This window comes from Sphingomonas taxi (assembly GCF_000764535.1).
GTDB lineage: Bacteria > Pseudomonadota > Alphaproteobacteria > Sphingomonadales > Sphingomonadaceae > Sphingomonas > Sphingomonas taxi.
In genome coordinates this window covers 2,310,343-2,333,847 of the sequence record NZ_CP009571.1, presented here as the reverse complement: position 1 = coordinate 2,333,847, position 23,505 = coordinate 2,310,343, and the positions used below count along the sequence as shown (strand labels likewise).

Genomic DNA, 23,505 nt, shown 5'->3' with positions numbered 1-23,505 from the left:
GATGGTGTATCAGAAACGATACATGCCGGCAATGACGTCGGGACCGGGTTGCCGCGAGGAGTGCCGGCGTCGTCAGGCCGGGCTGGCGCCGGCGCTCGGCTGCTGGTGGGCGCGGGTGGCGGTGCGGGCGTCGACCATGGCGATCGCGCGGGCGATGCTCGCCTCGATCGTCATCTGGCTGGTGTCGAGCAAAGCGGCGTCGGCGGCCATGCTGAGCGGCGCGGTGGAGCGGGCGCTGTCGCGCGTGTCGCGGGCGCGGATGTCCATCAGCACCTTGACGAAGGTGACGTCGATGCCCTTGCCGAGCAATTCCTTGTGGCGGCGTTGCGCGCGGATCTGCGGGGTCGCCTTGACGAACAATTTGGCGTCGGCGTCGGGCGCGATCACCGTGCCGATGTCGCGACCGTCGAGCACCGCGCCGCCGGGCTGGCGGGCGAAGCGCTTCTGGCGCTGCAGCAGCGAGGCGCGCACCAGCGGGTGGACCGAGACGATCGAGGCGAGCTGGCCGATGTCGTCGGTGCGCAGCACGGGATCGTCGAGCAGCGCCTCGTCGAAATCGCAGGCGGCGACCGCATCGGCTTCCCTGGCGGGGTTGAGCTCCATCCGCTGCACGTTGAACGCCACGGCACGATAGAGCAGTCCGGTGTCGAGATGCGGGAGGCCGTAATGCTGCGCGAGCGCCCTGGCGATGGTGCCTTTGCCCGACGCTGCTGGGCCGTCCACTGCGATGATCATGCTTCCTCCGACACTTCGTCCAATGTCTTATAGAAGACGGGATAGCTGGTCGCCACCGGCGCGACGTCGTCGATCGTGACGGGACGTGCCGCATGCAGGCCGGCGACCGTCATACTCATCGCGATGCGGTGATCGAGCTGCGAGGCGATGCGGCCGCCGCCCGGGATGGCGTCGCCGCCGGTGCCGGTGATCGCGAGACCGTCCTCATATTCCTCGCACGGGACGCCGCAGGCCTCCAGCGCCGCCTTCATCGCGGCGATCCGGTCGGATTCCTTGACGCGCAGCTCGTGTGCGCCGCGCGCGACGGTGCGGCCCTTGGCGAAGGCGGCGGCGACGAACAGCACCGGATATTCGTCGATCATGCTCGGCGCGAGATCGGGCGGCACGTCGATCGCGGTGAGGGGGGCGTGGCGGACGCGCAGGTCGGCGACCGGCTCGCCGCCGACCTCACGCCGGTCGAGTTCGGTGATGTCCGCGCCCATCAGCCGCAGCGCCGCGACCAGTCCGGTGCGGGTGACGTTGAGCCCGACGTTGCGGACGACGAGGTCGGACCCGGGGACGATCGACGCCGCGACCAGCCAGAAGGCGGCGGAGGAGGGGTCGCCGGGGACGGTGATCGTCTGCGGCCTGAGTTCGGCCTCGCCGCGGATCGCAATGATGCGGCCGGCGTCGCTCTCTTCGATGGTGATGTCGGCGCCGAAGCCGCGCAGCATCCGCTCGCTGTGGTCGCGGGTCGCGACCGGCTCGACGACGCGGGTGATCCCGGGCGTGTTGAGCCCGGCGAGCAGCACCGCCGACTTGACCTGCGCCGAGGCGACCGGGAGCGTATAGGTGATCGGCACCGCCGGGCACAGGCCGCGCAGCATCAGCGGCAGCTTGCCGCCGGGGCTGGCGGTGACGTCGGCGCCCATCTGCGACAAAGGTTCGATGACGCGGCCCATCGGCCGCCCCGACAGCGAGGCGTCGCCGGTGAAGGTGGCGGTGATCGGATGGCTCGCGACGAGGCCCATCAGCAGCCGCGTCGAGGTGCCGCTGTTGCCCATCTCCAGCGCGGTCGCGGGTTGCAGCAGGCCGCCGACGCCGACGCCGTCGACGCGCCACGCGCCGTCGCCGGTCCGCTCGATCGTCGCGCCCATCGCGCGCAGCGCCGCGGCGGTGGCGAGCACGTCCTCGCCCTCGAGCAGGCCGGTGATGTGGCTGGTGCCGACCGCCAGCGCCGAGAACATCAGCGAGCGGTGGCTGATCGACTTGTCGCCGGGGACCTGGAGGGTGCCGGTGAGGGGCCCGCGCGGGGCCACGCTCAGTTCCTGGGGAAGGGAGTGCGCCATGGGTCGAGGGCTTTGACAGCCACCTTGCGCTATGGCAAGGCGCCCACCAAGTCACGGGCTGGGGCAACCTTTGCCTGCTACACCCAATTCCGAAAGGCACAACACGGCATGATCAAGCCGGAATGGGGCACGAAGCGTACGTGCCCGAAATGCGCCACGCGCTTCTACGACCTCGAGAAGGACGACCCCGTCACCTGCATCAATTGCGGTACGACGTGGAATCCGGAGCCGATCCTGAAGTCCAAGCAGCCGCTGCCGTTCGAGCAGGCCAAGCCCGACACCAAGGAAGCCGATCGCGACCTGGAAGGCGAGGACGAGGATCTGGAAGCGCTGGGCGAAGAGGAAGAGCCCTCGGCCGATGACGAGGTCGATCTCGGCGGCGACGACGATCTGGGCGTGGAAGCGCCGAACGACGAAGACGAACATTGATCTGAAAAAAGGCATGGCAGGCATCGATTCAGCGCTTGCCATGCCCCGGTGCCCCCGCTAGTGGGGCGCCTCCCGAAACGAATGGGGCCGTAGCTCAGCTGGGAGAGCGCTGCAATGGCATTGCAGAGGTCAGGGGTTCGATCCCCCTCGGCTCCACCATTCGTTTCGTTCTGCCGCTGCGGGCGGTAGAGTTCCCAAAGCATCGGGGCGACTCAGCGGCTGTCACTTCGGTGACGGGCGCTTTTCTGTTTGGGCTCTTCTTGTGCCGTACCGGTCGTTGCCGGCCTATATCGAGCCTTCGTCGTGGTTTCGACCTGTCGTCGTGGGGCAGCGGGCCGCGAGGGTGCGTCTCCTTTCCCGCTTGAACATCGCTGGAGAGGGCCCCGAGCCATGTTCGGGATGACGGAGCAGGTGACGTGACGGCCTTCTTGTGCCGCCGCGCGTTCGCCCGAACCAATAGCGGCTTCCCGGCGCTGCATGAACCGGAACGCTGCGACCACCAACGGCTATCCGGATCGCGCGGGTGGCGCTATCCGGCGGGGATGGTTGCCAATCTCTCGACCCCACCGACCGTCGTCCCGGTCGGCGACAATCCCGTGCCGATCTGGGGCATGACCAATGCCGAACGGCTGCGGCGGATGGCCGTCGCGCGCAAGCTGCCGTTCGGAGAGGCTGCCGGCGGCGACGTGCTGCTCGCCAATCTCGCCTTCGCCTTCGATCCGTCGTGGCTGCCGCATCTGCTCGGCCTGCCGGGGACGGTGATGACCCGCGCCGGCGTGCCGGTGCTCGCCCATGTCGCCGCCGATCAGGCCGAGCGGGTGCGGGCGGCGATGCTGGCCGACCGGCCGCTCGCGGCGGAGGGGCTGGCGGTGATCGAGGCGGAGGACGAGAACGGTATCTTCAACGAGGCCTTGCGCAAGCGCGAACGGCCGTTCGCCGAGCGGCTGACCCCGGCCAGCGTCCCCGCGATCGAACGCGCGAGCTATACCGGCGCCTACAAGGGCGTGACCGACCTCCTCACCAAATATCTCTGGCCCGAATGGGCGTTATGGCTGACCCGGCTGTGCGCGCGCGCCGGCATCTCGCCCAATCAGGTGACCGCGATCGGTTCGGTGCTGTGCATCATCGCGACGGTCGCCTTCTGGTACGGCTGGTTCTGGAGCGGGCTGGCGATCGGCCTCGTCTTCATGGTGCTCGACACCGTCGACGGCAAACTGGCGCGCTGCACGATCACCTCGTCCGCGCTGGGCAACGCCTGGGACCATGGCGTCGACCTCGTCCATCCGCCCTTCTGGTGGTGGGCCTGGGCGACGGGGTGCGTCGCTTATGGCCGGCCGCTCGATCATGACACGTTCGTCGCGGTGATCGCGGCGATGCTGTTCGGCTATGTCGCGCAACGGCTGATCGAGGGCGCGTTCATCGCCAAATTCGGGATGCACATTCACGTCTGGGAACGGTTCGACAGCCGCTTCCGGCTCGTCACCGCGCGGCGCAACCCGAATATGGTGATCCTGTTCGCCGGGCTGCTGATCGGGCGGCCCGACTGGGGGATCGTCGCGGTGGCGGTGTGGACGATGCTGTCGCTCGTCGTCCACCTCGTCCGGCTGGGGCAGGCGATGGCGGCGAAGGCGCGCGGGCGGAGGATCGTGAGCTGGCTGGCGTGAGTCCTGAAATACCGGATGCCGGGATCGAGGCGGGCATGTTCCCCGGCGGGCCGATGCGCGCGATCGCGCGCAACCTCGGCTGGATGCTGGCGAGCCGCGGCGTGCTCGCGGTGCTCAGCCTCGTCTATCTGGCGATCGTCACGCGCACGCTCGGCGTGTCGGGCTTCGGCCGCTTCGCGCTGATCACCGGCGCGAGCCAGGCGCTCGCCACCGTCGTCGGCTTCCAGACGTGGCAGATCATCGTCCGCTACGGCACCGAGCATCTCGCCCCCGGCGGCGAGACGCGGCTGGCGCGGCTGTTCAAGGCGTGCGGGCTGCTCGATCTCGCCAGCGCGATCCTCGGCGTGATCCTCGCCGCGGTCATCATCCGCATCTGGGGCGAGCCGCTCGGCGTGCGCCCGGTCCATATGCGCGCGACGATGCTGTTCACGATCGCCCAATTGCTGTCGATCCGCTCGACCCCGCTCGGCATCCTGCGGCTGCGCGACCGCTTCTCCTTCGCCGCCGCGGCGGACAGCGTGACGCCGGTGATGCGGCTGCTCGGCGCGGTCACCGCGGCGATCTTCGTTCCTTCGGTCAGTGGTTTCCTCGTCGCCTGGGGGCTGGCCGAGGTGCTGACCGCCGCGGCCTATTGGGCGGCGCTGGCGCGGACCGGCGACCTCAAACTGCTGTTCGCGCGTGGCGTCGGGGTGCGCGACGTCGTCGTCGACCATCCCGGCATCATCCGCTTCTCGCTCGCCACCAACGCCAGTTCGTCGCTCGGCCTGTCGAGCAAGCAGATCCCGCTGCTGCTCGTCGGCGGCACCGTCGGCACCGCCTCGGCGGGCGCGTTCCGGCTCGCGCTGCAACTGGCGCAGGCGCTGACCAAGGTGTCGCAATTGCTCGCCCGCGCCGCCTTTCCGGAAATCGTGCGCGCGGTCGCCGCGGGCGGACTCGCGCGGGTGCGGCGGATGATCCTGCGCTCGTTCCTGATGGCGACCATCGTCGGCGCGGTCGCCTTCCTGCTCGTCGTGCTGCTCGGCCATCCGGTGCTGACGCTGATGGGCGGCAAGGAGTTCGGCCGCGCCTATCCGATCCTGCTGTGGCTCGCCGCGGCGGGGTGTATCGATCTCGTCACCGTCGGCTTCGAGCCGCTGCTGCTCGCCGCCAACCGGATCGGCGCGACCTTCATCGCGCGCGTCGTCGGCATCGTCGCGCTGTTCGCGGTGAGCTTCTGGCTGAGCCCATCACTGGAGGTGATCGGCGTGTCGATCGCGGTGCTGGTCAACGCGCTGGTCGTCGCGATCCTGCTCGGGCTGGCGACGCAATCCCTGCTGCGAGTGAAACCAACCGATCGGGCGCGAGTTTGATCGCGACAGGCTGCCCGAGCGAAATACCGTAAATATCGGCTCAATTTCTTGTTGGGGCCGCAATCCTGCCCATTTCCTCTGTGACAGTTTGATGAAGAACTCGTGACGGAAGGGCGCAGGTTGGCGACTCGGATTGATGGACGATTGCCGGTCGGGCAGACGCTGGCGGGCCGCGTCGGCGACGTGCTGTGCCGCCGCAATGCGCTGGCGGATGCGCCGCGCACCGGTCGCCTGCCGACGCCCCGCGCGCCGGTCCCCGCGCCCGCGCCGCTGCGCGTCGGCGTGATCGCCAACGGGCGGAGCCATCGCAACCTCAAGCAGGGCATGCGGCTCGATCACTGGCCCGACGTCTCCTATGCCGCGCCCGACACGTTCGAGGCGCTGGAAGAGACGCTGCGCGATTATGCGGCGCGCGACATCGGGCTGCTGGTGGTCAATGGCGGCGACGGCACGTTGCGCGACGTGATGACCGCGGCGGCGCAGGTGTTCGAGACGCTGCCGGCGATGGCGATCATCCCGTCGGGCAAAACCAATGCGCTGGCGCTCGACCTCGGCATTCCCGACGACTGGACGGTGCGCGACGCGATCGCGGCGGCACGCGCCGGGCGCTTCGTGCAGCGGGCGCCGGTCGAGATCCTGCGGGGGCAGGACAAACGGCCCGCGGCGCGCGGTTTCCTGCTCGGCATGGGCGGCTTCGTCCGCGCCACCGAGCTGGCGCAGAGCACGCATCGCGTCGGCGCGTTCAACGGCGTCGCGGTGGCGCTGTCGCTCGGCTGGAGCATGGCGCAGACGATGTTCGGCGGTGCCGACAACGAATGGCGACGCGGCACGACGATCCGCATCGGCGAGGACGGTCGTGCGCCGGTGACGCGGCAGCTCTATCTGCTGCTCGCCTCGACGCTGGAGCGGATGCCGGTCGGGCTGAAGCCGTTCGGGCGGCCGCGGCCGGGGCTCAAGCTGCTGACGGTCGACGCGCCGCCGCGCCACCTGTTTAGGATGCTGTCGCCGATCCTGACCGGCACGACGGGCAGTCCGGCGGTCGCCAAGGGCTTCGCGCGCACCGATCCGCACCAGCTCCGCGTCACCGCGGACGAGGGCTTCATCCTCGACGGCGAGCTGTTCGCCGGCGGCGACCTGACCATCCGGGCGGGAGCGCCGATCCGGTTCGCCGCCCCGTGACGCAGACGCTGCTGTCGTTCGTCGCCGACGAGCTGGAGACAGCGGTGAGCGCGCCGATCGCCGCCGCCGCGCGCGAGGTGACGCGGCGGCTCGGCGGCGTCGCGGTGCTGTTCTACGGATCGGTGCTGCGCACCGGCGATCTGGACGGCGTGCTCGACTTCTACGTCCTGACCCCGCCGGCGCGCGGCTGGGGCCTGCGGGCCTGGGCGACGCGGACGCTGTGGCCCGACGTCAGCTTCCACGAGATCACGCTGGGCACGCGGGTGATCCGCGCCAAGGTGGCGGCGATGCCGCTCGACACCTTCTGCCGCGCGGTCGAGGGGCGGACGATCGACACGACGATCTGGACGCGCTTCGCGCAGCCTGCCGCGTTGGTCTGGGCGGCCGATCCGCTGGTGCAGGCGCGCGTGGTGCGCGCGGTGGCCTATGCGACGGCGACCGCGGCGCGATTCGCCGCGGTGCTCGGGCCGCGACACGGTCGGCCGGCCGATTTCTGGCTGGCGCTGTTCCGCCAGACCTATTCGGCCGAGCTGCGCGTCGAGGCGCCGGGGCGCGAGCGGCAGATCCTCGCCTTCGTGCCCGACCGGTTCGAGGCGCTGCTGCCGCTGGCGTGGCAGGGGGCGGGGATCGGCCATGAGCGGCGCGGCGGGGAATATGCGCCGCTCGTCGCCGAGCGCGACGTGCGCGCGACGCTCGCCGCCTGGTGGCTGCGCCAGCGGCTCGGCAAATGGCTCAACGTGGCGCGGCTGATGAAGGCCGCGTTCACCTTCGAGGGCGCGGGCCGGTACGGGCTGTGGAAGCTGCAGCGTCATACCGGCGTCGACCTGCCGCTGACGCGCTGGCGCGAGCGGCATCCCATTCTCGCTGCGCCCGGCGTGATGTGGCGGGTGTGGCAGACGCGCGCGTCATGAGCTTCAACGCCCTGGTACTGGCGGGATCGCGTGGCGGCGTCGATCCGCTGGCGGACTATGCCGGCGTGACGGACAAGGCGCTGATCCGGATCGGCGGCGCGACGATGCTGGAACGCGTGATCGTCGCGTTGCGCGCGGCGGGCGCGGCGCAGATCGCGGTGTCCGCCAATGCCCCGGCGGTGCGGGCGGAGGCGCTGCGGCTGGGCGCCGAGCCGATCGATGCGGCGGCGGGGCCGAGCCTCAGCACGTTGCAGGGGCTGCGCGCGCTCGGCGCGCCGTTGCTGGTCACCACCGCCGATCACGCACTGCTGCGGCCCGAATGGATCACCGACTTCCTCGCCGATGCGCCGGCCGACGCGGATGTCGCCGCGCTGCTCGCGCGCCGCGACACGGTCGAGCGGGACGCGCCGCCTACGCGCCGTACCTATCTGCGCTTCGCCGATGGCGGCTGGTCGGGGTGCAACCTGTTCCTGTTGCGCACTCCCGCGGCGGAGGCGGCGGTCGGCCTATGGATGTCGGTCGAGCGGGACCGCAAGCGACCTTGGCGGATCGTCTGGCGTCTGGGGCCGGGGACGCTGCTGCTCTATGTCACCGGGCGGCTAACGCTCGATGCGGCGCTGGCGCGGCTGGGCGCGCTGGTCGGGGTGCGGGCGGCGGCGGTGGCGGCGCGGCACGGGCTGGCCGCGGTCGACGTCGACAAGCCGGCGGACCTCGATCTGGTGCGCGGGCTGGTCGAGCGGAGCTGACGCTCAGTCGTTCCAGTCGACGATCCGCCAGCCGCGCTTCGCGGCGACGCGGCGCAGCGCTGCGTGCGGGTTGACCGCGATCGCCTCGTCCGCCCAGTCGAAGCTGGGCACGTCGGAGACATGGTCCGAATAGACGCGGACGTATGCGGCGGCGCGGTCGATGCCCTCCGCCGCCAGCCAGGCCTCGATCATCGCGCGCTTGGCGGGGCCGTAGCAATTGCCGCCCGCGATCCGCGGCAGCAGGTGGCCGCGCGCGTCGATCGCGGTGGCGGTGGCGATCAGCGCGTCGGCGGCGATGTCGCGCGCGATCGCCTCGGCATAGAAGCGATAGGCGGCGGTGGCGACGACGATGCGATAGCCGGCGGCGCGGTCGGCGGCGATCTGCGCGCGCGCCTTGCGGCGGATCTGCGCCGGACCGAAGCGGACGAGCCAGCCCGCCGCGAGCCGCTCCGCCCGCGCCGGTGACAGCGTGCCGAGCGCGGCGCGGTGCATTACCTGCTTCAACCGGTCGCGGTGGATCAGCCCTGCGCCCTTTAGCGCGGCGGCGCCGAGCACGACCGGCAGCAGCGCCAGCCGCCACAGCGCGTGACGCAGCACCGCATGGAGCAGGAACGGCGTCCAGGTCGGCGCGCGGGTGATCGTCCGGTCAAGGTCGTAGATCGCGATTCGTCGAAGCGTTTCAGGAGGGTAAGCTGTCGGCTGCATGACGTTGCGATGACAAGCGAAGGTGGCATTGGCATGGCGGCGCGGAAGCGGTTGCGGCGCGCCGATCCGCGCGCTACGCGCAGCGTCCCATGCGGTCCTATCAGCCTTCGTCGGACCGTCGCCGGGCAATTTCCCTCGCGCTGACGATCGCCGCGCATCTGCTGATCGCGTTCCTGCTGTGGCAGCTCGCGCCGGTGTTCGACCAGACCAAGGAGCCGGGGCGGTCGCTGACCGTCAACATGCTGCCGGTCGGCGACAATGAATCGACCGCGACCAAATCGACCAAAGCGCCCGCGCGCGCCGCCGCCAAGGCGAGCCGCCGCACCGCGCCCGAGCCGCCCGCCGCCCCCAAGACGCCCGCGCCCGACACGTCCGTGCCGCCGCCGGTCGATACGCCGTTCCCCGGCTATCTGGTGCTCAACAAGAACGATTTCGCCGCGTCGGATGTCGGCAAGCTGCCGTCGCGCAAATCGGGGGGCAGCGCGGGCAAGCAGCTCGCTGCGGCGGACGGCGCGGGTGACGGCGATGCGGGCGATTCGAGCGCGGCGGCGGGGGTCGGGCCGGGCGGCCAGCGGCTCTACAACGCCGAATGGTATGTCGAGCCGGCGCAGTCGCAGCTCTCGCCCTATCTGCCGCCCAACGTCCCCAAGGGCGCTTGGGCGGAGATCGCCTGCCGCACCGCCGCGCGATATGCGGTGGAGGATTGCGTCCAGCTCGGCGATTCGCAGCCGGGATCGGGGCTGGCGCGCAGCATCCGCGAGGCGGCGTGGCAGTTCAAGGTCCGCCCGCCGCGGATCAACGGCAAGCCGCAGATCGGCGCCTGGGTGCGCATCCGGATCAGCTTTACGAAATAGATCCTCCCTCGCGCAGCGGGGGAGGGGGACCGCCCGGCGCAGCCGGGTGGTGGAGGGGGCTTTGCCGCAAACGCGAAGCTTACCGTATCCTCCCCCTCCGTCAGTGCTTCGCACTGCCACCTCCCCCTGGCGGGGGAGGAATGGGTCAACCCCGCTCCCGCGCGCGGCGGTACGTCCCCAGCAGCCGCAGCCATTTGGAGTGGAAGCCCAGTTCCTCCAGCGCATTGTCGACCGCCGGATCGCCGGGCTTGCCCTCGATGTCCGCGTAGAATTCGGTCGCGGCGAACGTCCCCGATCGCTGGTAGCTTTCCAGCTTGGTCATGTTGACGCCGTTGGTCGCGAAGCCGCCCATCGCCTTGTACAGCGCGGCGGGGACGTTCTTCACCTCGAAGATCAGCGTCGTCATCCACGGGCCGTCGCCGACCGGCGGCTTGCCGCCGCGCGCCAGCACGACGAAGCGGGTCGTATTGTGGTCCGCGTCGGCGATGTCGACGCCGAGCAGGTTGAGCCCGTACAGCGCCGCCGCGCCCGGCGGCGCCAGCGCGGCGATGCGCGGGTCGCCGCGCTCGGCGACATAGGCCGCGGCGCCGGCGGTGTCGGGATAGGAGACCTGATGGATGCCGTGCGCCTTCAGCCAGTGACGGCACTGGCCGAGCGCCTGCGGATGGCTCATCGCCTCCTCGACCTCGTCGCGGCTGCCGGAGCCCATCAGCGCGTGGCGGATCGGCAGGAAATGCTCGCCGGTGATGACCAGCCCCGATTCCGGCAGTAGGAAATGGATGTCGGCGACGCGGCCGTGCAGCGAATTCTCGATCGGGATCATCGCGCAATCGGCGCGGCCGTCGCGCACCGCGTCGATCGCATCCTCGAAGGTGAAGCAGGGCAACGGCAGGCCGTCGGGGAAGGCCTCGGTGACCGCGACATGGCTGTTGGCGCCGGGCGCGCCCTGGAAGGCGACCGCGCGCTCGGGGGCGGCGGCGGCGGCGGCGGTCATCGCGGCGACGATCGGGCGGGCGGGGGCGGCGTAGGTCTCCATCGCGCCGAGCCGGTAAAGCCCCGGCCGCCGGCCAGCAAGCGCGCGCTTGCGGAGCAACCCGCCGTTTCCTATGGGATCACGGCGCATAGCAAAAAATAGGGGCAGCGTTAGGCAGATGGATAACCGCACCAACACGATCGCCGGGTGGACGCTGGCAGCCTGCGGGATTGCGCTCGGTCTGTCGATCGTCGGCGGCATGGCCTTCCACAGCGAACGCCCCGAAAAGCCCGGCTATGCCATCGAAGGCGTCGAAGCCGAGGGCGGGGCGGGCGGCGCTGCCGCCGAAGTGCCGATCGCCACGCTGCTGCCGACCGCCGACGTCGCCAAGGGTGCGGAAGTGTTCAAGAAGTGCGCGGCCTGTCACACCGTGACGCAGGGCGGCGCCAATGGCATCGGTCCGAACCTGTACGGTACGCTCGGCGAGGGCATCGGTCAGGGCAAGGGTGGCTTCGCCTTCTCCGACGCGCTGAAGGGCGTCGGCGGCAATTGGGACTTCGACAAGATGAACGCGTGGCTGACCAGCCCGCGCAAGTTCGCGCCTGGCACCAAGATGACCTTCGCCGGCCTCGGCAATCCGCAGGATCGCGCCAACGTGATCGCCTATCTCAATTCGCAGGGTTCGAACCTGCCGCTGCCCGCCGCGCCGGCGGCCGGGGCTGCCGCGGCCAAGCCCGATGCCAAGGCGCCGGAAGGCAAGGATTCGGTGACCAACACCGATGCGGTCAACAACCTCGGCAACACCGGCACGCCGGCATCGGGCGCGCCGTCGGTCGATCCCAACGCCGCCAAGGAAGGCGCCAAGGCAGGGAAGTAAGCGGGGTCATCGCTGATCCACCACGCGTTCCGACCCCGTCCTCACCCCGCGCCGGCTTCACCGTCTAGTCCCCTCTACCGCTGGGAGAAGGCGCGCGCAGCGGTGAGGGGTAAGGGTGGACGTCAAGACACCTATATCTAACAAGATCGTCATCCCCGCGAAGGCGGGGATCTATACACGCTGACGATGCGGCTCAAGCCCGACCCGCGCGTCTGGATCCCCGCCTTCGCGGTGATGACGTAGTGGGGGTAGGCGCCCCGCTTACCCGTCCTTCTTCGCCTGTTCCTCGTAGAAGGCGCGGACCACGTCCCATGCCTCTTCGGCGGTCTCGACATAGGTGAAGATGCCGAGGTCGCGCTGGCTGACGACGCCCTCGTCGACCAGCGCCTGGAAATTGACGACCTTTTCCCAGAACTCGCGGCCGAACAGCAGCACGGGAATCGGCTTGATCTTGCCGGTCTGGATCAGCGTCAGCAGTTCGAACAGCTCGTCGAACGTGCCGAAGCCGCCCGGGAACGCCGCGAGCGCGCGGGCGCGCAGCAGGAAGTGCATCTTGCGCAGCGCGAAATAGTGGAACTGGAAGCTCAGCGACGGCGTGACGTACGGATTGGGGGCCTGTTCGTGCGGCAATACGATGTTGAGGCCGATCGATTCGGCGCCGACGTCGGTCGCGCCGCGGTTGGCGGCCTCCATGATCGACGGGCCGCCGCCCGAGCAGACGACGAACTGACGCATGCCGTGCTGGTCGCGCGGCACGCGGCTGGCGATCTGCGCCAGTTCGCGCGCAACGTCGTAATAGCGGCTCTTGGCGACGAGGCGCTCGGCGATCGCGCGCGCGGTGTCGTCGCTGGCGATGTCGAGCATCGCCTGCGCCTTGGCCGGCTCGGGGATGCGCGCCGAGCCGTACATCACGAAGGTCGAGGCGATCTTCGCCTCCTCGAGCAGCAATTCGGGCTTGAGCAGCTCGAGCTGGAAGCGGACGGGACGCAAATCCTCGCGCAACAGGAAGTCCATGTCCTGGAAGGCGAGCTTGTAGGCGGGATGTTCTGTCTGCGGCGTCGAGATCGCCTGCTGCGCGCTGGCGGCGTCCTGGCTGGCGCGGGGGAAGACCCGTTCGGGAAGGCGTGTATCGGTCATCCGCGGGCGTTAGAGCAAAGCCCGAAGGGGCTCAACGCCCGATTCAGCGGCACATTCCGGCACGATCGTCCTCGAGGTGCAAGTGGTTGCGATGCGCCGCATTATAGGCCGGCGACAGCACCGTGCCGAAGCGCTTGCAGGCCGAGGCGTGGATCGTCGACAGGAAGCGCTGCACCTGCGGGTCGGGCGAGGTCCAGTCATTGAGGATCGTCACCCGCCGCCCGTCCTTGAGCGTGACGCCGCCGACGTCGACCGCATTGGCGATCGCATGGCCCGACCGCCGGTCGCCACCACGGCGCGTGCCGATGACGTTGCGGCATGCATAGCTGCCCATACCCTGCACGCTGGCGAGCTCGCTCCCGAGGATCTGATACGCCGCCGGCGCCAGCGCGTTGCGCACCCAGCCGGAAAAGGCACGCGCCTCGCCGCAGCGGATCGCGGTGATGCCGGTCACCGGCACGCCGATGTCGAGCAACTGCACCGCGCCCGACAGGCCGCAGCCGTTGCCGAAATCCTTGTCGGGCAGCGAACGATAGCCGACCCCCATCGTGCGCAGGTCGGCGAGGCATTGCGCGGTCTGCCGCGCGGAGACGGTGGCGATCGATTCGCGCGTCGGGGCGGGACGTTCGGTCCGGCCGCAGGCGGCGAGCAGGGTCAGGACCATCACGGTGCCGATGAGACGCAAATACTGGAACACAGCCGCGATCATGCGCCAGACGGTCCGCTACAAACAAGCCCGGCCCGGCACGATCCCGGCTTGCACGATGCACCGACCGTCTCTAGGGCGGTCGACGGGCCACGCCGCCCCAACGCGGCGCGTGCTCTCTGTGAGGAGAGATACATTGACGGATTCTGTTACCGCCCCCGACGTCCGGGGTGCGTCCAAGCCAGCCACGAAGCCGGCTCGTCCCTTTTTCAGCTCCGGTCCCTGCGCCAAGCCACCCGGCTGGGACGCGTCGCAGCTCGCCACCGACTCGCTCGGCCGCTCGCATCGCTCGAAGATCGGCAAGCAGCGCCTCCAATATGCCATTGACCTGATGCGCGAGACGCTCGGTCTGCCCGACACGCACCGGATCGGCATCGTCCCCGGCTCGGACACCGGCGCGTTTGAAATGGCGATGTGGACGATGCTGGGCGCACGGCCGGTCACGACGCTCGCCTGGGAGAGCTTCGGCGAGGGCTGGGTGACCGATGCGGTCAAGCAGCTCAAGATCGATCCCACCGTCATCCGCGCCGATTACGGCCAGCTCCCCGATTTGAACGCGGTCGACTGGTCGAACGACGTGCTGTTCACCTGGAACGGCACCACCAGCGGCGTGCGCGTACCCAATGCCGACTGGATTCCCGAGACCCGCGAGGGCCTGAGCTTCGCCGACGCGACCTCGGGCGTGTTCGCCTATGACATCGACTGGGCGAAGATCGACGTCGCGACCTTCAGCTGGCAGAAGGTGCTGGGCGGCGAGGGCGGCCATGGCGTGCTGATCCTCGGCCCGCGCGCGGTCGAGCGGCTGGAAAGCTATACGCCGGCCTGGCCGCTGCCGAAGGTGTTCCGCCTCGTCTCCAAGGGCAAGCTGACCGAGGGCGTGTTCAAGGGCGAGACGATCAACACGCCGTCGATGCTCGCGGTCGAGGACGTCATCGTCAGCCTCGAATGGGCGAAGTCGCTCGGCGAAAGCGGCCTGATCGGCCGCTCGGACGCCAATGCCGCGGCCCTGGATAAGATCGTGGCGGAGCGCGACTGGCTCGGCCATCTCGCCGCCGATCCGGCGACGCGGTCGAAGACCAGCGTCTGCCTCACCGTCGAAGGCGCCGACGAGGCGTTCATCAAGGCGATGGCGTCGGCGCTCGAGAAGGAAGGCGCGGCCTATGACGTCGCCGGCTATCGCGACGCGCCGCCGGGCCTGCGCATCTGGTGCGGCGCGACGGTCGACACCGCCGATATCGAGGCGCTCGGCCCGTGGCTCGACTGGGCCTACGCGACCGCCAAGGCGGCCTGACCCTTCTGCCGGTGCTCCTGCGAACGCAGGAGCCCAGAGCCCCAATCGATATCCCCTGTTACCCTGGGCTCCTGCGTGCGCAGGAGCACGGCTGTTTTGTAGGAATTACCCATGCCCAAAGTCCTTATCAGCGACAAGATGGACCCCAAGGCCGCGCAGATCTTCCGCGAGCGTGGCGTCGAAGTCGACGAGATCACCGGCAAGACCCCCGACGAGCTGATCGCGATCATCGGTCAGTATGACGGCCTCGCGATCCGCAGCTCGACCAAGGTGACCAAGGCGATCCTCGAACATGCGACCAATCTGAAGGTCGTCGGCCGCGCCGGCATCGGCGTCGACAACGTCGATATCCCCGCGGCATCCGCCAAGGGCGTGGTGGTGATGAACACGCCGTTCGGCAATTCGATCACCACCGCCGAACATGCCATCGCGCTGATGTTCGCGCTCGCCCGCCAGCTGCCCGAGGCCGATGCCTCGACCCAGGCGGGCAAGTGGGAGAAGAACCGCTTCATGGGCGTCGAGCTGACCGCCAAGACGCTCGGCCTGATCGGCGCGGGCAATATCGGCTCGATCGTCGCCGACCGCGCGCGCGGGCTCAAGATGAAGGTGGTGGCGTTCGATCCGTTCCTCACCCCCGAGCGCGCGGTGGAGATGGGCGTCGAGAAGGTAACGCTCGACGAATTGCTGGCGCGGGCGGACTTCATCACGCTGCACACGCCGCTGACCGATCAGACGCGCAACATCCTCTCCGCCGAGGCGCTGGCCAAGACGAAGAAGGGCGTGCGGATCATCAATTGCGCTCGCGGCGGCCTGATCGACGAGGCGGCGCTCAAGGCAGGGCTCGACAGCGGCCATATCGGCGGCGCCGCGCTCGACGTGTTCGTCGAGGAGCCGGCCAAGGCCTCGCCGCTGTTCGGCACGCCCAATTTCGTCAGCACGCCGCATCTCGGCGCGTCGACCACCGAGGCGCAGGTCAACGTCGCGATCCAGGTCGCCGAGCAGATGGCCGACTTCCTCGTCTCGGGCGGCGTCACCAACGCGCTCAACATGCCGAGCCTGTCGGCGGAGGAAGCGCCCAAGCTCAAGCCCTATATGGCGCTCGCCGAAAAGCTCGGGTCGCTCGTCGGTCAGCTTACCACCGGCGCGATCACGCGCATCTCGGTCCATACCGAGGGCGCGGCGGCGGAGCTCAATGCCAAGCCGATCACCAGCGCGGTGCTGGCCGGTTTCCTGCGCAACCAGACCGACACGGTCAACATGGTCAACGCGCCGCTGCTGGCGCGTGACCGCGGTGTCGAGGTGCGCGAGGTGCGCACCGAGCGCGAGGGCGATTACCACACGCTGCTGCGCGTCTCGGTGAAGACCGCCGACGGCGAGCGCTCGGTCGCCGGCACGCTGTTCGGCGATCAGGCGCCGCGCCTCGTCGAGCTGTTCGGCATCAAGGTCGAGGCCGATCTGGTCGGGCCGATGCTCTATGTCGTCAACGAGGACGCGCCGGGCTTCATCGGCCGGCTCGGCACCGCGCTGGGCGAGGCGGGGGTCAATATCGGCACCTTCCACCTCGGCCGCCGCTCGGCGGGCGGCGAGGCGGTGCTGCTGCTCTCGGTCGACGAGCCGGTGGACGGCGAACTCCTCGCCAAGGTCAAGGCGCTGCCGGGCGTGAAGACCGCGATGGGCCTGACGTTCTGATCGCTTCATGCTGACGGGGCAGGGGCGACGCCGTCGCGATACGGCGTTGCCCCCGTTCCCGCCCATGGATAGGGGGGGCGCACGATGACACCCCTGCTTCCTGAAGGCTTTCGCGACCGATTGCCGCCGCACGCCGATGCCGCCGCCGCCGTCGAGACGCGCGTGCTCGAAGCGGCGCGCCTCTACGGCTATGAGCGCGCCGATCCGCCGCTGGTCGAATATGCCGACGCCTTGGGCTCGCGGCTCAAGGACGGCGCGCTGACCGATGCGGTCCGCTACGTCGATCCGGTGTCGCAGCGCACGCTCGCGATCCGTCCCGACGTCACCGCGCAGATCGCGCGGATCGCGGCGACGCGCATGGGGCATCACCCGCGTCCGGTGCGATTGTCCTATGCCGGCCCGGTGCTCAAGCTGCGCAGCCCCGAACTCGCCCCCGCGCGCGAATGGCGGCAGATCGGCTGCGAGCTGATCGGCCTCGATTCGATCCCCGCCGCACAGGAGGTGGTCGCGGTGGCGGTCTCGGCGCTGGCTGCGGCGGGGGCGACCGGCCTCTCGATCGATTTCACCTTGCCCGATCTGGTGGATACGCTGGCGGCGGGGCCACTGCCCGTCGCCGTTGAGCGGATCGCGTTGCTGCAGGACCGGCTCGACGCCAAGGACGCCGGCGCGGTCGCGGCGATCGCGCCCGGCTATCTGCCGCTGATCGAGGCGGCGGGACCGTTCGACAGCGCGATCGCGCGATTGCGTGCCTTTGATACCGGGCAGGTGCTCGCCAGCCGGCTCGACGGGCTCGCTGCGATCGCCGCGGGCCTGGCGGAGGGCGTCGCGCTGACGCTCGACCCGACCGAGCGGCATGGCTTCGAATATCAATCGTGGCTCGGCTTCTCGCTGTTCATCGCCGGCGCGGCGCGCGAGGTCGGCCGCGGCGGCACCTATGCGGTGATGCACGAGGATGGCGCGGAAGAGGCGGCGACCGGTTTCTCGCTCTATGCCGATGCGATCCTCGCGACCGCTGGCGCCGTTGATCGCCGCCGGCTGTTCCTGCCGTTCGGCACGCCGCCCGAGGCGGGCACCGCGATGCGTGCCGCCGGCTGGGTCGCGGTCGCGGCCTTGACGCCCGCCGACACGCCCGAAGCGCAATTGTGCACGCATCTCTACGCCGAAGGCGAAGCACGCACGCTCTGATCGTTTCGCTGCCGTAATGACGATGACAGCGGTGCGGCCGGGCGATTACGCTGTCGGCGGCGGCGATCCTGCCGTCGATCCGATGGAGAGCATCATGTCGTTCGGCGACTTGTGCCTTTTCCTGGGGGCGTTGTCGGCTTCGGCACCCTTCTGTTGAAGGTTGTCGAGGTGGCACGTCACCGGTAGGCCACGGGCGGGGGCGCGTTGCCGCGCGTCCCCAAAAGAAAGAACCTCCGCCATTGCCGTGGCGGAGGTTCATCCAATGGCAAAGCCATGTCGTTTGGCATCACCCCTATATCGAATTCGCGCGGCGATGACAATCGCCCGGCGAACGGTTGACCCCGCGGGCGCACCCCGGTAGGCGCGCCTTCGCATCTCAGGACCGTTCGTGTGCCGAGTCCTGTCGAAGGGCGCACGGATCAAAGCCGGCAGGCGGAGACCTGTATCCATGGCCAATGTAGCAGTCATCGGCGCGCAATGGGGCGACGAAGGCAAGGGCAAGATCGTCGATTGGCTCGCCGAGCGCGCTGATATGGTGGTGCGTTTCCAGGGTGGGCATAATGCCGGCCACACGCTCGTCGTCGGCGACAACGTCTATAAATTGTCGCTTTTGCCCTCGGGCATCGTCCGCGGCACGCCGAGCGTGATCGGCAACGGCGTCGTGCTCGACCCCTGGGCGCTCAAGGCGGAAATCGAGCGGCTGGCGGCGCAGGGTGTCTCGGCGACGCCGGAGACTTTGCGCATCGCCGACAATTGCGCACTGATCCTGCCGCTGCACCGCGATCTCGACGGGTTGCGTGAGGATGCGTCGGGCGCCGGCAAGATCGGCACCACGCGGCGCGGCATCGGCCCCGCCTATGAGGACAAGGTCGGCCGCCGGGCGATCCGCGTCTGCGATCTCGCGCATCTCGACGATCTCGGGCCGCAGCTCGACCGGCTGCTCGCGCATCACGACGCGTTGCGCGCCGGCTTCGGCTCGCCCGCGATCGACCGCGAGGGCCTGATCGCCGAGCTGCGCGACATCGCCGGCTTCGTGTTGCCCTTCGCCAAGCCGGTGTGGCGCGACCTCAACGAAGCGCGGGCCGCGGGCAAGCGCATCCTGTTCGAGGGTGCGCAGGGCGTGTTGCTCGACGTCGATCACGGCACCTATCCGTTCGTCACCTCGTCCAACACGATCGCCGGCACCGCGGCGGGCGGGTCGGGCCTGGGGCCGGCGGCGGTGGGCTTCGTGCTCGGCATCGCCAAAGCCTATACCACCCGCGTCGGCTCGGGACCGTTCCCGACCGAGCTGGAGGATGAGACGGGCGAGCGGCTCGGCGTGCGCGGCCACGAATTCGGCACGGTGACCGGGCGCAAGCGGCGCTGCGGCTGGATCGACACGGTGCTGCTGCGCCAGTCGGCGGCGGTCGGCGGCATCACCGGGATCGCGCTGACCAAGATCGACGTGCTCGACGGCTTCGAGCAGGTGAAGATCTGCACCGGCTATCGCCTCCGCGGTCAGGAGCTCGACTATTTCCCGGCGCATGCCGCGGATCAGGCGGCGGTCGAGCCGATCTACGAAGTCATGGAAGGCTGGCAGGAATCGACCGCTGGCGCGCGCAGCTGGGCCGACCTGCCGGCGCAGGCGATCAAGTATATCCGCCGCGTCGAGGAGCTGATCCGCTGCCCGGTGGCGCTGGTCTCGACCAGTCCCGAGCGCGAGGACACGATCCTCGTCCGCGATCCCTTCGCCGACTGACGACAGACACGAAAAAGCCGGGCGGTGTGACCCGCCCGGCTTTTTCTTCATCGGTCAGGATGCTTATTGCGGCGTCGGGGTGCCGCCGGTGGTCGACCCGGTCGTGCCGCCCATCGTGCCGGTGGTCGAGGTGCCACCCATGGTGCCGGTCGTGCCGCCGCCCATCGTGCCGGTGGTCGAACCCGTGCCGGTGCCCGTGGTGCCGCCCATCGTGTCGGTCGAACCGCCCATCGTGGAGCCGCTGTCGGTGGTCGACGTCGAACCGGTGCCGGTCGAGCGGCCGCTACGGCTGCTGCGCGACTTCTTGGCCGAACGGCTCTGCGTCATGCTGCCCGACGTAGCCGACGAATCGGTCGGCGAGGTCGTCGTCTGACCGCCCATCGCGCCGCCCATCGTTCCCGTGGGGCTGCCGGACGTCGTGCCGCCCATCGTTCCGCCTGCGGTGCCACCCGTCGTCGTCTGTGCATAGGCTGCGGCGGGGATCAGCATGGCTGCTGCCATGATTGGAATGATCTTACGCATCGTTCTCTCCTGCAAATTCTTGCACGGCCCCAACGGGTTGGGTTAGAGAGTGTTCCATTTGGTTAACGATTAGCGTCCCGTCTGGCCCCGATGCAGCAACGCCTGGTCGGCCAGGACCAATGCCATCATCGCCTCGACCACGGGCACGCCGCGGATGCCGACGCAGGGGTCGTGGCGCCCCTTGGTAGCGATATCCGCGGCCTGGCCGGTGCGATCGATCGTCTCGACCGGGATCAGGATCGAACTCGTCGGCTTGAACGCGACGCGCAACCGGATCGGCTGGCCGGTGGTGATGCCGCCGGTGATGCCACCGGCATGGTTGGCGAGGAAATCGGGGCCGTCCGCGCCCGGACGCATCGCATCGGCATTGGCCTCGCCGGTCAGCGCCGCAGCGGCGAAGCCGTCGCCGATCTCGACGCCCTTGACCGCGTTGATCCCCATACAGGCGTGCGCCAGTTCGGCGTCGAGTTTGGCGTAGAGCGGCGCGCCCCATCCGGCGGGAACCCCCGTCGCCTCGCAGGCGACGACCGCGCCGAGCGACGATCCCGCCTTGCGTGCGCCGTCGACCAGCGCCTCCCAGCGCGCGGCGGCGGCGGGATCGGGGCAGAAAAAGGGATTGGCGTCGATCGCCGCATCGTCGAACGCGGCATAATCGATGGCGTCGCCGCCGATCGCCTCGACCCAGCCGCGGATGCGCACCTGCGGGATCACCGCGCGCGCCACCGCGCCCGCCGCGACGCGCGACGCGGTCTCGCGCGCCGACGAGCGTCCGCCGCCGCGATAGTCGCGGAAACCGTATTTGGCGTCATAGGCGTAATCGGCATGGCCGGGGCGATAGGCGAGCGCGACCTCCGAATAATCCTTCGAACGCTGGTCGACGTTCTCGATCATCAGGCTGATCGGCGTGCCCGTGGTGCGGCCCTCGAACACGCCCGACAGGATGCGCACCTGATCCGGCTCGCGCCGCTGCGTGGTGAAGCGCGACGTACCGGGGCGGCGCTTGTCGAGCCAAGGCTGGATATCCGCCTCGGCAAGTGCGATGCCCGGCGGGCAGCCGTCGACGACCGCGCCGATCGCAGGCCCGTGGCTCTCGCCCCAAGTGGTGAAGCGGAACAGATGGCCGAAACTGTTGATGCTCATGCAGCGTGATACCTGGGATCATTGTCGAGTATCGCCCGCAGCCGCGCGCGCTCGCGCTCCATGAAGGCGGGCGTGCCGAACCGTCCCGCCATTAATCCGCCGACGGTGTAATCCGCATCGAGGGCTTCCCAATGCAGGCCATAACCCAGGCCGTTGACCTCTACCGCCAGCAGATCTTGGTCGCTGGCGTTTTCCAGCCCCTGCAATCGCCGCGGCGGGAAAGCGAAGGTGCAGCCGTTGTAGAGTTCGACAACGGTCATGCCGGACTTGAGATCGTGACGGACCGCTTTGGCATGCGGCTCGGTTTCGAAGAGCGCGCGACCGCGCTCCCTGGCTGCCTCGAACTCTTCGTCGGTCAACTCAACCATGTATTCGCTTCCACGCTTCCAGCATTGCGTCGCGCCGCAACGATACCACGGCCAGCGCTTTCGCGACATCGGCCTTGGACAAATTACGCGTCTCCACGATTACGACATCGGGCTCGAGCTCGATCTTCGCCACCCCGCGGCCGGTGACATGGACGTGCGGTGGCGGATGATCGTCGACATACACCACGAAATTCAGGCCGTATTCGCGGTGGATCGTCGGCATTACGCCAGCGCGATATCCGGCGCGTCCTCGGCCTTCATGCCGATCACGTTATAGCCGGCGTCGACATGGTGGATCTCGCCGGTGACGCCGCTCGCCAGATCGCTCAGCATATACAGGCCGGCGCCGCCGACATCCTCGATCGTCACGGTGCGGCGCAGCGGCGCGTTCAGCTCGTTCCACTTGAGGATATAGTTGAAGTCGCCGATGCCGCGCGCCGCCAGCGTCTGGATCGGGCCGGCGGAGATCGCATTGATGCGGATATTGTCGGGGCCGAGGTCGACCGCGAGATATTTGACGCTGGTCTCCAGCGCCGCCTTGGCGACGCCCATCACGTTGTAATGCGGGATGACCTTCTCGGCGCCATAATAGGTCAGCGTCAGGATCGAGCCGCCCTCGGGCATCAGCTTGCGCGCGCGCTGCGCCACCGCGACCAGCGAATAGGCCGAGATGTTCATCGTCATCAGGAAATTGTCGAGCGTCGTGTCGTAATAGCGTCCGCGCAGCTGCGACTTGTCGGAGAAGCCGATCGCATGGACGACGAAGTCGATCGTCGGCCATTCCGCTTCCAGCGCCGCGAAGGTCGCGTCGAGCGCCGCCATGTCGGACACGTCGCAGTCGAACAGCCGCGCGACGCCCAGTTGCTCGGCAAGCGGGCGCACCCGCTTCTCCATCGCCGCGCCCTGATACGAAAAGGCGAGCTCGGCGCCATGTTCGGACAAGTGCTTCGCGATACCCCAGGCCAGCGACTTGTCGTTCGCCAGGCCCATGATAAGCCCGCGCTTGCCCGCCATCAAACCCGTCACGCCGTCTTCGCCTCCGCTGTCGTTGACGCCCCCTGTAGCGCCGGTTCGGGGGGTTCCGCCAGTGCCGCGTTGAGATGCGCGCCGAACACCAACCCCAGTCCGATCAAATAGAAGAACAGCAGCATGACGACGACGCCGGCAAGGCTGCCATAGGTCAGGTCGTAGCCGCCCAATTGCCCGAGCACCCAGGGCAGCAGCGTCGTCATGCCGACCCACCAGACGGTGGTGAAGGCCGCGCCGGGCCATTTGCGGCAATTGGAGTAACGGTATTTCGACGGCGTCACCGAATAGAAGAGCAGATAGAGCGCGCCGAACATCACCAGCCCGGGAATCACCCGCGACAGGCCGACCCAGCCCGCGACGCCCTCGGCGAAGGGCAGCAGGCGATAGATGAACTGTTCCGCCGCGGTCAGGATACCCTGAACGAGGAAGCTCATCAGCGCGATGATGACCGACAGGATGATGACCCCGGACGAGGACAGACGCGAGCGCCAGAACGGCACGCTCGCCTTCACGCCATAGGCACGGTGGAAGATGTCGCGGATCGTCTCGACGAAGCTGCCGACCGTCCACAGCCCGACCAGCCCGCCCAGCCACAGCAAGGATCCCGTCCGCGCGACGAGCACGTCGGCGATCGGCTTGCGCAGGATGTCGGCGACGTTGGGCGGCAGCACGTGCAGGAACGAGGCGACCGCACGCTGCGTCTCGGCGCTCTGGCCGAGCAGCGACAGCACCGCCGCGGCGGTGATGAAGAACGGGAACACCGTCATCAGCGCGAGATAGGCGAGGTTGCCGGCGTGGATGAAGCCGTCGTTGAACACCCCGAGCACGGCGCGCTTGGTGATCTCCCAGGCGGCCGGGCCGGGCTTCAGCTTGGCGAGCTGGTGGCGGGCGCCGTGGCGCTGATGCGCCCGGTCTTCGGGCGTAAGGGCTGCGGTTTCGGTCACGTCGGC

General features: G+C 69.1%; 25 protein-coding genes and 1 tRNA gene. 14 read left to right on the top strand and 12 right to left on the bottom strand.

From position 1 onward, the window contains the following. Positions 1 to 72: 72 nt before the first annotated feature. Positions 73 to 735, bottom strand: coding sequence for a (d)CMP kinase (gene cmk / locus MC45_RS10510; protein WP_052075618.1), 663 nt, complete (start codon positions 733 to 735; stop codon positions 73 to 75). Then, positions 732 to 2,063: a 3-phosphoshikimate 1-carboxyvinyltransferase gene (aroA, locus tag MC45_RS10505; protein WP_038662758.1), complete on the bottom strand. Its 1,332-nt coding sequence runs from the start codon at positions 2,061 to 2,063 to the stop codon at positions 732 to 734. The genes cmk and aroA overlap by 4 nt, the downstream gene beginning before the upstream one ends. A gap of 108 nt (positions 2,064 to 2,171) precedes the next feature. Between aroA and MC45_RS10500 the strand changes: the two genes are divergently transcribed. From MC45_RS10500 to MC45_RS10470, 7 genes are all read left to right on the top strand, one after another. Beyond that, on the top strand, positions 2,172 to 2,492 hold the full coding sequence (locus MC45_RS10500; protein WP_037534617.1) for a TIGR02300 family protein: 321 nt from the start codon (positions 2,172 to 2,174) through the stop codon (positions 2,490 to 2,492). A gap of 83 nt (positions 2,493 to 2,575) precedes the next feature. Beyond that, positions 2,576 to 2,651, top strand: a tRNA-Ala gene (locus MC45_RS10495). A 383-nt stretch (positions 2,652 to 3,034) separates the two neighbouring features. Beyond that, positions 3,035 to 4,156, top strand: a complete 1,122-nt coding sequence (locus MC45_RS10490) for a CDP-alcohol phosphatidyltransferase family protein (RefSeq protein ID WP_038662753.1) — start codon at positions 3,035 to 3,037, stop codon at positions 4,154 to 4,156. Next, positions 4,153 to 5,505 carry a lipopolysaccharide biosynthesis protein gene (locus MC45_RS10485; RefSeq protein WP_245640702.1) on the top strand — a complete coding sequence of 451 codons (1,353 nt, stop codon included), beginning with the start codon at positions 4,153 to 4,155 and terminating at the stop codon, positions 5,503 to 5,505. Before MC45_RS10490 ends, MC45_RS10485 begins: the two co-directional genes overlap by 4 nt. A 120-nt stretch (positions 5,506 to 5,625) precedes the next feature. Continuing rightward, a complete protein-coding gene (locus tag MC45_RS10480) occupies positions 5,626 to 6,684 on the top strand; it encodes a diacylglycerol/lipid kinase family protein (protein WP_156143819.1) in 1,059 nt (352 codons plus the stop codon). After that, positions 6,681 to 7,595 (top strand): hypothetical protein, encoded by a 915-nt coding sequence (locus MC45_RS10475; protein WP_038662747.1) that lies wholly within the window; start codon positions 6,681 to 6,683, stop codon positions 7,593 to 7,595. Before MC45_RS10480 ends, MC45_RS10475 begins: the two co-directional genes overlap by 4 nt. Further along, positions 7,592 to 8,341, top strand: coding sequence for a nucleotidyltransferase family protein (locus MC45_RS10470; RefSeq protein WP_038667130.1), 750 nt, complete (start codon positions 7,592 to 7,594; stop codon positions 8,339 to 8,341). The genes MC45_RS10475 and MC45_RS10470 overlap by 4 nt, the downstream gene beginning before the upstream one ends. A gap of 3 nt (positions 8,342 to 8,344) precedes the next feature. On the opposite strand, the gene MC45_RS10465 is transcribed toward MC45_RS10470, so the two are convergent. Further along, the gene (locus MC45_RS10465) at positions 8,345 to 9,046 is read right to left on the bottom strand and encodes an HAD family hydrolase (RefSeq protein ID WP_052075616.1); all 702 of its coding nucleotides are present in this window, start codon (positions 9,044 to 9,046) and stop codon (positions 8,345 to 8,347) included. A gap of 89 nt (positions 9,047 to 9,135) precedes the next feature. Here MC45_RS10465 and MC45_RS10460 point away from each other — a divergent pair, with 89 nt between their 5' ends. Further along, positions 9,136 to 9,900 (top strand): hypothetical protein, encoded by a 765-nt coding sequence (locus MC45_RS10460; protein WP_038662744.1) that lies wholly within the window; start codon positions 9,136 to 9,138, stop codon positions 9,898 to 9,900. 145 nt (positions 9,901 to 10,045) lie between these two features. Here the strand turns inward: MC45_RS10460 and MC45_RS10455 are convergent, their stop codons facing one another. After that, positions 10,046 to 10,936 carry a prephenate dehydratase gene (locus MC45_RS10455; protein ID WP_038667123.1) on the bottom strand — a complete coding sequence of 297 codons (891 nt, stop codon included), beginning with the start codon at positions 10,934 to 10,936 and terminating at the stop codon, positions 10,046 to 10,048. A 115-nt stretch (positions 10,937 to 11,051) separates the two neighbouring features. On the opposite strand from MC45_RS10455, the gene MC45_RS10450 reads away from it, so the two are divergent. Next, a complete protein-coding gene (locus MC45_RS10450; RefSeq protein ID WP_038662742.1) occupies positions 11,052 to 11,750 on the top strand; it encodes a c-type cytochrome in 699 nt (232 codons plus the stop codon). 261 nt (positions 11,751 to 12,011) lie between these two features. On the opposite strand, the gene MC45_RS10445 is transcribed toward MC45_RS10450, so the two are convergent. Together MC45_RS10445 and MC45_RS10440 are read right to left on the bottom strand one after the other, a co-directional pair. Then, positions 12,012 to 12,887, bottom strand: a complete 876-nt coding sequence (locus MC45_RS10445; RefSeq protein ID WP_038662739.1) for an LOG family protein — start codon at positions 12,885 to 12,887, stop codon at positions 12,012 to 12,014. Positions 12,888 to 12,930: 43 nt separating this feature from the next. Further along, the gene (locus MC45_RS10440; RefSeq protein ID WP_052075615.1) at positions 12,931 to 13,596 is read right to left on the bottom strand and encodes an extensin family protein; all 666 of its coding nucleotides are present in this window, start codon (positions 13,594 to 13,596) and stop codon (positions 12,931 to 12,933) included. A gap of 133 nt (positions 13,597 to 13,729) precedes the next feature. On the opposite strand from MC45_RS10440, the gene MC45_RS10435 reads away from it, so the two are divergent. From MC45_RS10435 to MC45_RS10420, 5 genes are all read left to right on the top strand, one after another. Then, positions 13,730 to 14,884 carry a phosphoserine transaminase gene (locus MC45_RS10435; RefSeq protein ID WP_038662736.1) on the top strand — a complete coding sequence of 385 codons (1,155 nt, stop codon included), beginning with the start codon at positions 13,730 to 13,732 and terminating at the stop codon, positions 14,882 to 14,884. Positions 14,885 to 14,995: 111 nt separating this feature from the next. Further along, positions 14,996 to 16,573 (top strand): phosphoglycerate dehydrogenase, encoded by a 1,578-nt coding sequence (serA, locus tag MC45_RS10430; RefSeq protein WP_038662734.1) that lies wholly within the window; start codon positions 14,996 to 14,998, stop codon positions 16,571 to 16,573. 84 nt (positions 16,574 to 16,657) lie between these two features. Continuing rightward, the gene (locus MC45_RS10425; RefSeq protein ID WP_038662731.1) at positions 16,658 to 17,758 is read left to right on the top strand and encodes an ATP phosphoribosyltransferase regulatory subunit; all 1,101 of its coding nucleotides are present in this window, start codon (positions 16,658 to 16,660) and stop codon (positions 17,756 to 17,758) included. Positions 17,759 to 17,774: 16 nt separating this feature from the next. Next, on the top strand, positions 17,775 to 17,915 hold the full coding sequence (locus tag MC45_RS19310) for a hypothetical protein (protein WP_156143818.1): 141 nt from the start codon (positions 17,775 to 17,777) through the stop codon (positions 17,913 to 17,915). 291 nt (positions 17,916 to 18,206) lie between these two features. Next, the gene (locus tag MC45_RS10420) at positions 18,207 to 19,496 is read left to right on the top strand and encodes an adenylosuccinate synthase (RefSeq protein ID WP_038662727.1); all 1,290 of its coding nucleotides are present in this window, start codon (positions 18,207 to 18,209) and stop codon (positions 19,494 to 19,496) included. A gap of 63 nt (positions 19,497 to 19,559) precedes the next feature. Here MC45_RS10420 and MC45_RS18925 read toward each other — a convergent pair whose 3' ends face one another. From MC45_RS18925 to MC45_RS10390, 6 genes are all read right to left on the bottom strand, one after another. Continuing rightward, positions 19,560 to 20,018, bottom strand: coding sequence for a hypothetical protein (locus tag MC45_RS18925; protein WP_081974414.1), 459 nt, complete (start codon positions 20,016 to 20,018; stop codon positions 19,560 to 19,562). 69 nt (positions 20,019 to 20,087) lie between these two features. Continuing rightward, positions 20,088 to 21,158, bottom strand: a complete 1,071-nt coding sequence (aroC, locus tag MC45_RS10410) for a chorismate synthase (RefSeq protein WP_038662721.1) — start codon at positions 21,156 to 21,158, stop codon at positions 20,088 to 20,090. Beyond that, positions 21,155 to 21,526, bottom strand: a complete 372-nt coding sequence (locus MC45_RS10405) for a DUF2442 domain-containing protein (protein ID WP_081974413.1) — start codon at positions 21,524 to 21,526, stop codon at positions 21,155 to 21,157. Before MC45_RS10405 ends, aroC begins: the two co-directional genes overlap by 4 nt. Next, positions 21,519 to 21,749: a DUF4160 domain-containing protein gene (locus MC45_RS10400; RefSeq protein ID WP_038662718.1), complete on the bottom strand. Its 231-nt coding sequence runs from the start codon at positions 21,747 to 21,749 to the stop codon at positions 21,519 to 21,521. Before MC45_RS10400 ends, MC45_RS10405 begins: the two co-directional genes overlap by 8 nt. After that, a complete protein-coding gene (gene fabI, locus MC45_RS10395; RefSeq protein WP_081974412.1) occupies positions 21,749 to 22,552 on the bottom strand; it encodes an enoyl-ACP reductase FabI in 804 nt (267 codons plus the stop codon). The genes MC45_RS10400 and fabI overlap by 1 nt, the downstream gene beginning before the upstream one ends. After that, complete coding sequence (locus tag MC45_RS10390) at positions 22,549 to 23,499, bottom strand: YihY/virulence factor BrkB family protein (RefSeq protein ID WP_038667115.1); 951 nt, start codon at positions 23,497 to 23,499, stop codon at positions 22,549 to 22,551. The genes fabI and MC45_RS10390 overlap by 4 nt, the downstream gene beginning before the upstream one ends. Positions 23,500 to 23,505: the final 6 nt, after the last annotated feature.

Coding starts and splice junctions, on each gene's coding strand:
- cmk (WP_052075618.1), bottom strand. CDS start 735: ATGATCATCGCAGTGGACGGCCCAGCAGCGTCGGGCAAAGGCACCATC.
- aroA (WP_038662758.1), bottom strand. CDS start 2,063: ATGGCGCACTCCCTTCCCCAGGAACTGAGCGTGGCCCCGCGCGGGCCC.
- MC45_RS10500 (WP_037534617.1), top strand. CDS start 2,172: ATGATCAAGCCGGAATGGGGCACGAAGCGTACGTGCCCGAAATGCGCC.
- MC45_RS10490 (WP_038662753.1), top strand. CDS start 3,035: ATGGTTGCCAATCTCTCGACCCCACCGACCGTCGTCCCGGTCGGCGAC.
- MC45_RS10470 (WP_038667130.1), top strand. CDS start 7,592: ATGAGCTTCAACGCCCTGGTACTGGCGGGATCGCGTGGCGGCGTCGAT.
- MC45_RS10465 (WP_052075616.1), bottom strand. CDS start 9,046: ATGCAGCCGACAGCTTACCCTCCTGAAACGCTTCGACGAATCGCGATC.
- MC45_RS10460 (WP_038662744.1), top strand. CDS start 9,136: ATGCGGTCCTATCAGCCTTCGTCGGACCGTCGCCGGGCAATTTCCCTC.
- MC45_RS10455 (WP_038667123.1), bottom strand. CDS start 10,936: ATGGAGACCTACGCCGCCCCCGCCCGCCCGATCGTCGCCGCGATGACC.
- MC45_RS10450 (WP_038662742.1), top strand. CDS start 11,052: ATGGATAACCGCACCAACACGATCGCCGGGTGGACGCTGGCAGCCTGC.
- MC45_RS10445 (WP_038662739.1), bottom strand. CDS start 12,887: ATGACCGATACACGCCTTCCCGAACGGGTCTTCCCCCGCGCCAGCCAG.
- MC45_RS10440 (WP_052075615.1), bottom strand. CDS start 13,596: ATGATCGCGGCTGTGTTCCAGTATTTGCGTCTCATCGGCACCGTGATG.
- serA (WP_038662734.1), top strand. CDS start 14,996: ATGCCCAAAGTCCTTATCAGCGACAAGATGGACCCCAAGGCCGCGCAG.
- MC45_RS10425 (WP_038662731.1), top strand. CDS start 16,658: ATGACACCCCTGCTTCCTGAAGGCTTTCGCGACCGATTGCCGCCGCAC.
- MC45_RS19310 (WP_156143818.1), top strand. CDS start 17,775: ATGACGATGACAGCGGTGCGGCCGGGCGATTACGCTGTCGGCGGCGGC.
- MC45_RS10420 (WP_038662727.1), top strand. CDS start 18,207: ATGGCCAATGTAGCAGTCATCGGCGCGCAATGGGGCGACGAAGGCAAG.
- MC45_RS18925 (WP_081974414.1), bottom strand. CDS start 20,018: ATGCGTAAGATCATTCCAATCATGGCAGCAGCCATGCTGATCCCCGCC.
- aroC (WP_038662721.1), bottom strand. CDS start 21,158: ATGAGCATCAACAGTTTCGGCCATCTGTTCCGCTTCACCACTTGGGGC.
- MC45_RS10405 (WP_081974413.1), bottom strand. CDS start 21,526: ATGGTTGAGTTGACCGACGAAGAGTTCGAGGCAGCCAGGGAGCGCGGT.
- MC45_RS10400 (WP_038662718.1), bottom strand. CDS start 21,749: ATGCCGACGATCCACCGCGAATACGGCCTGAATTTCGTGGTGTATGTC.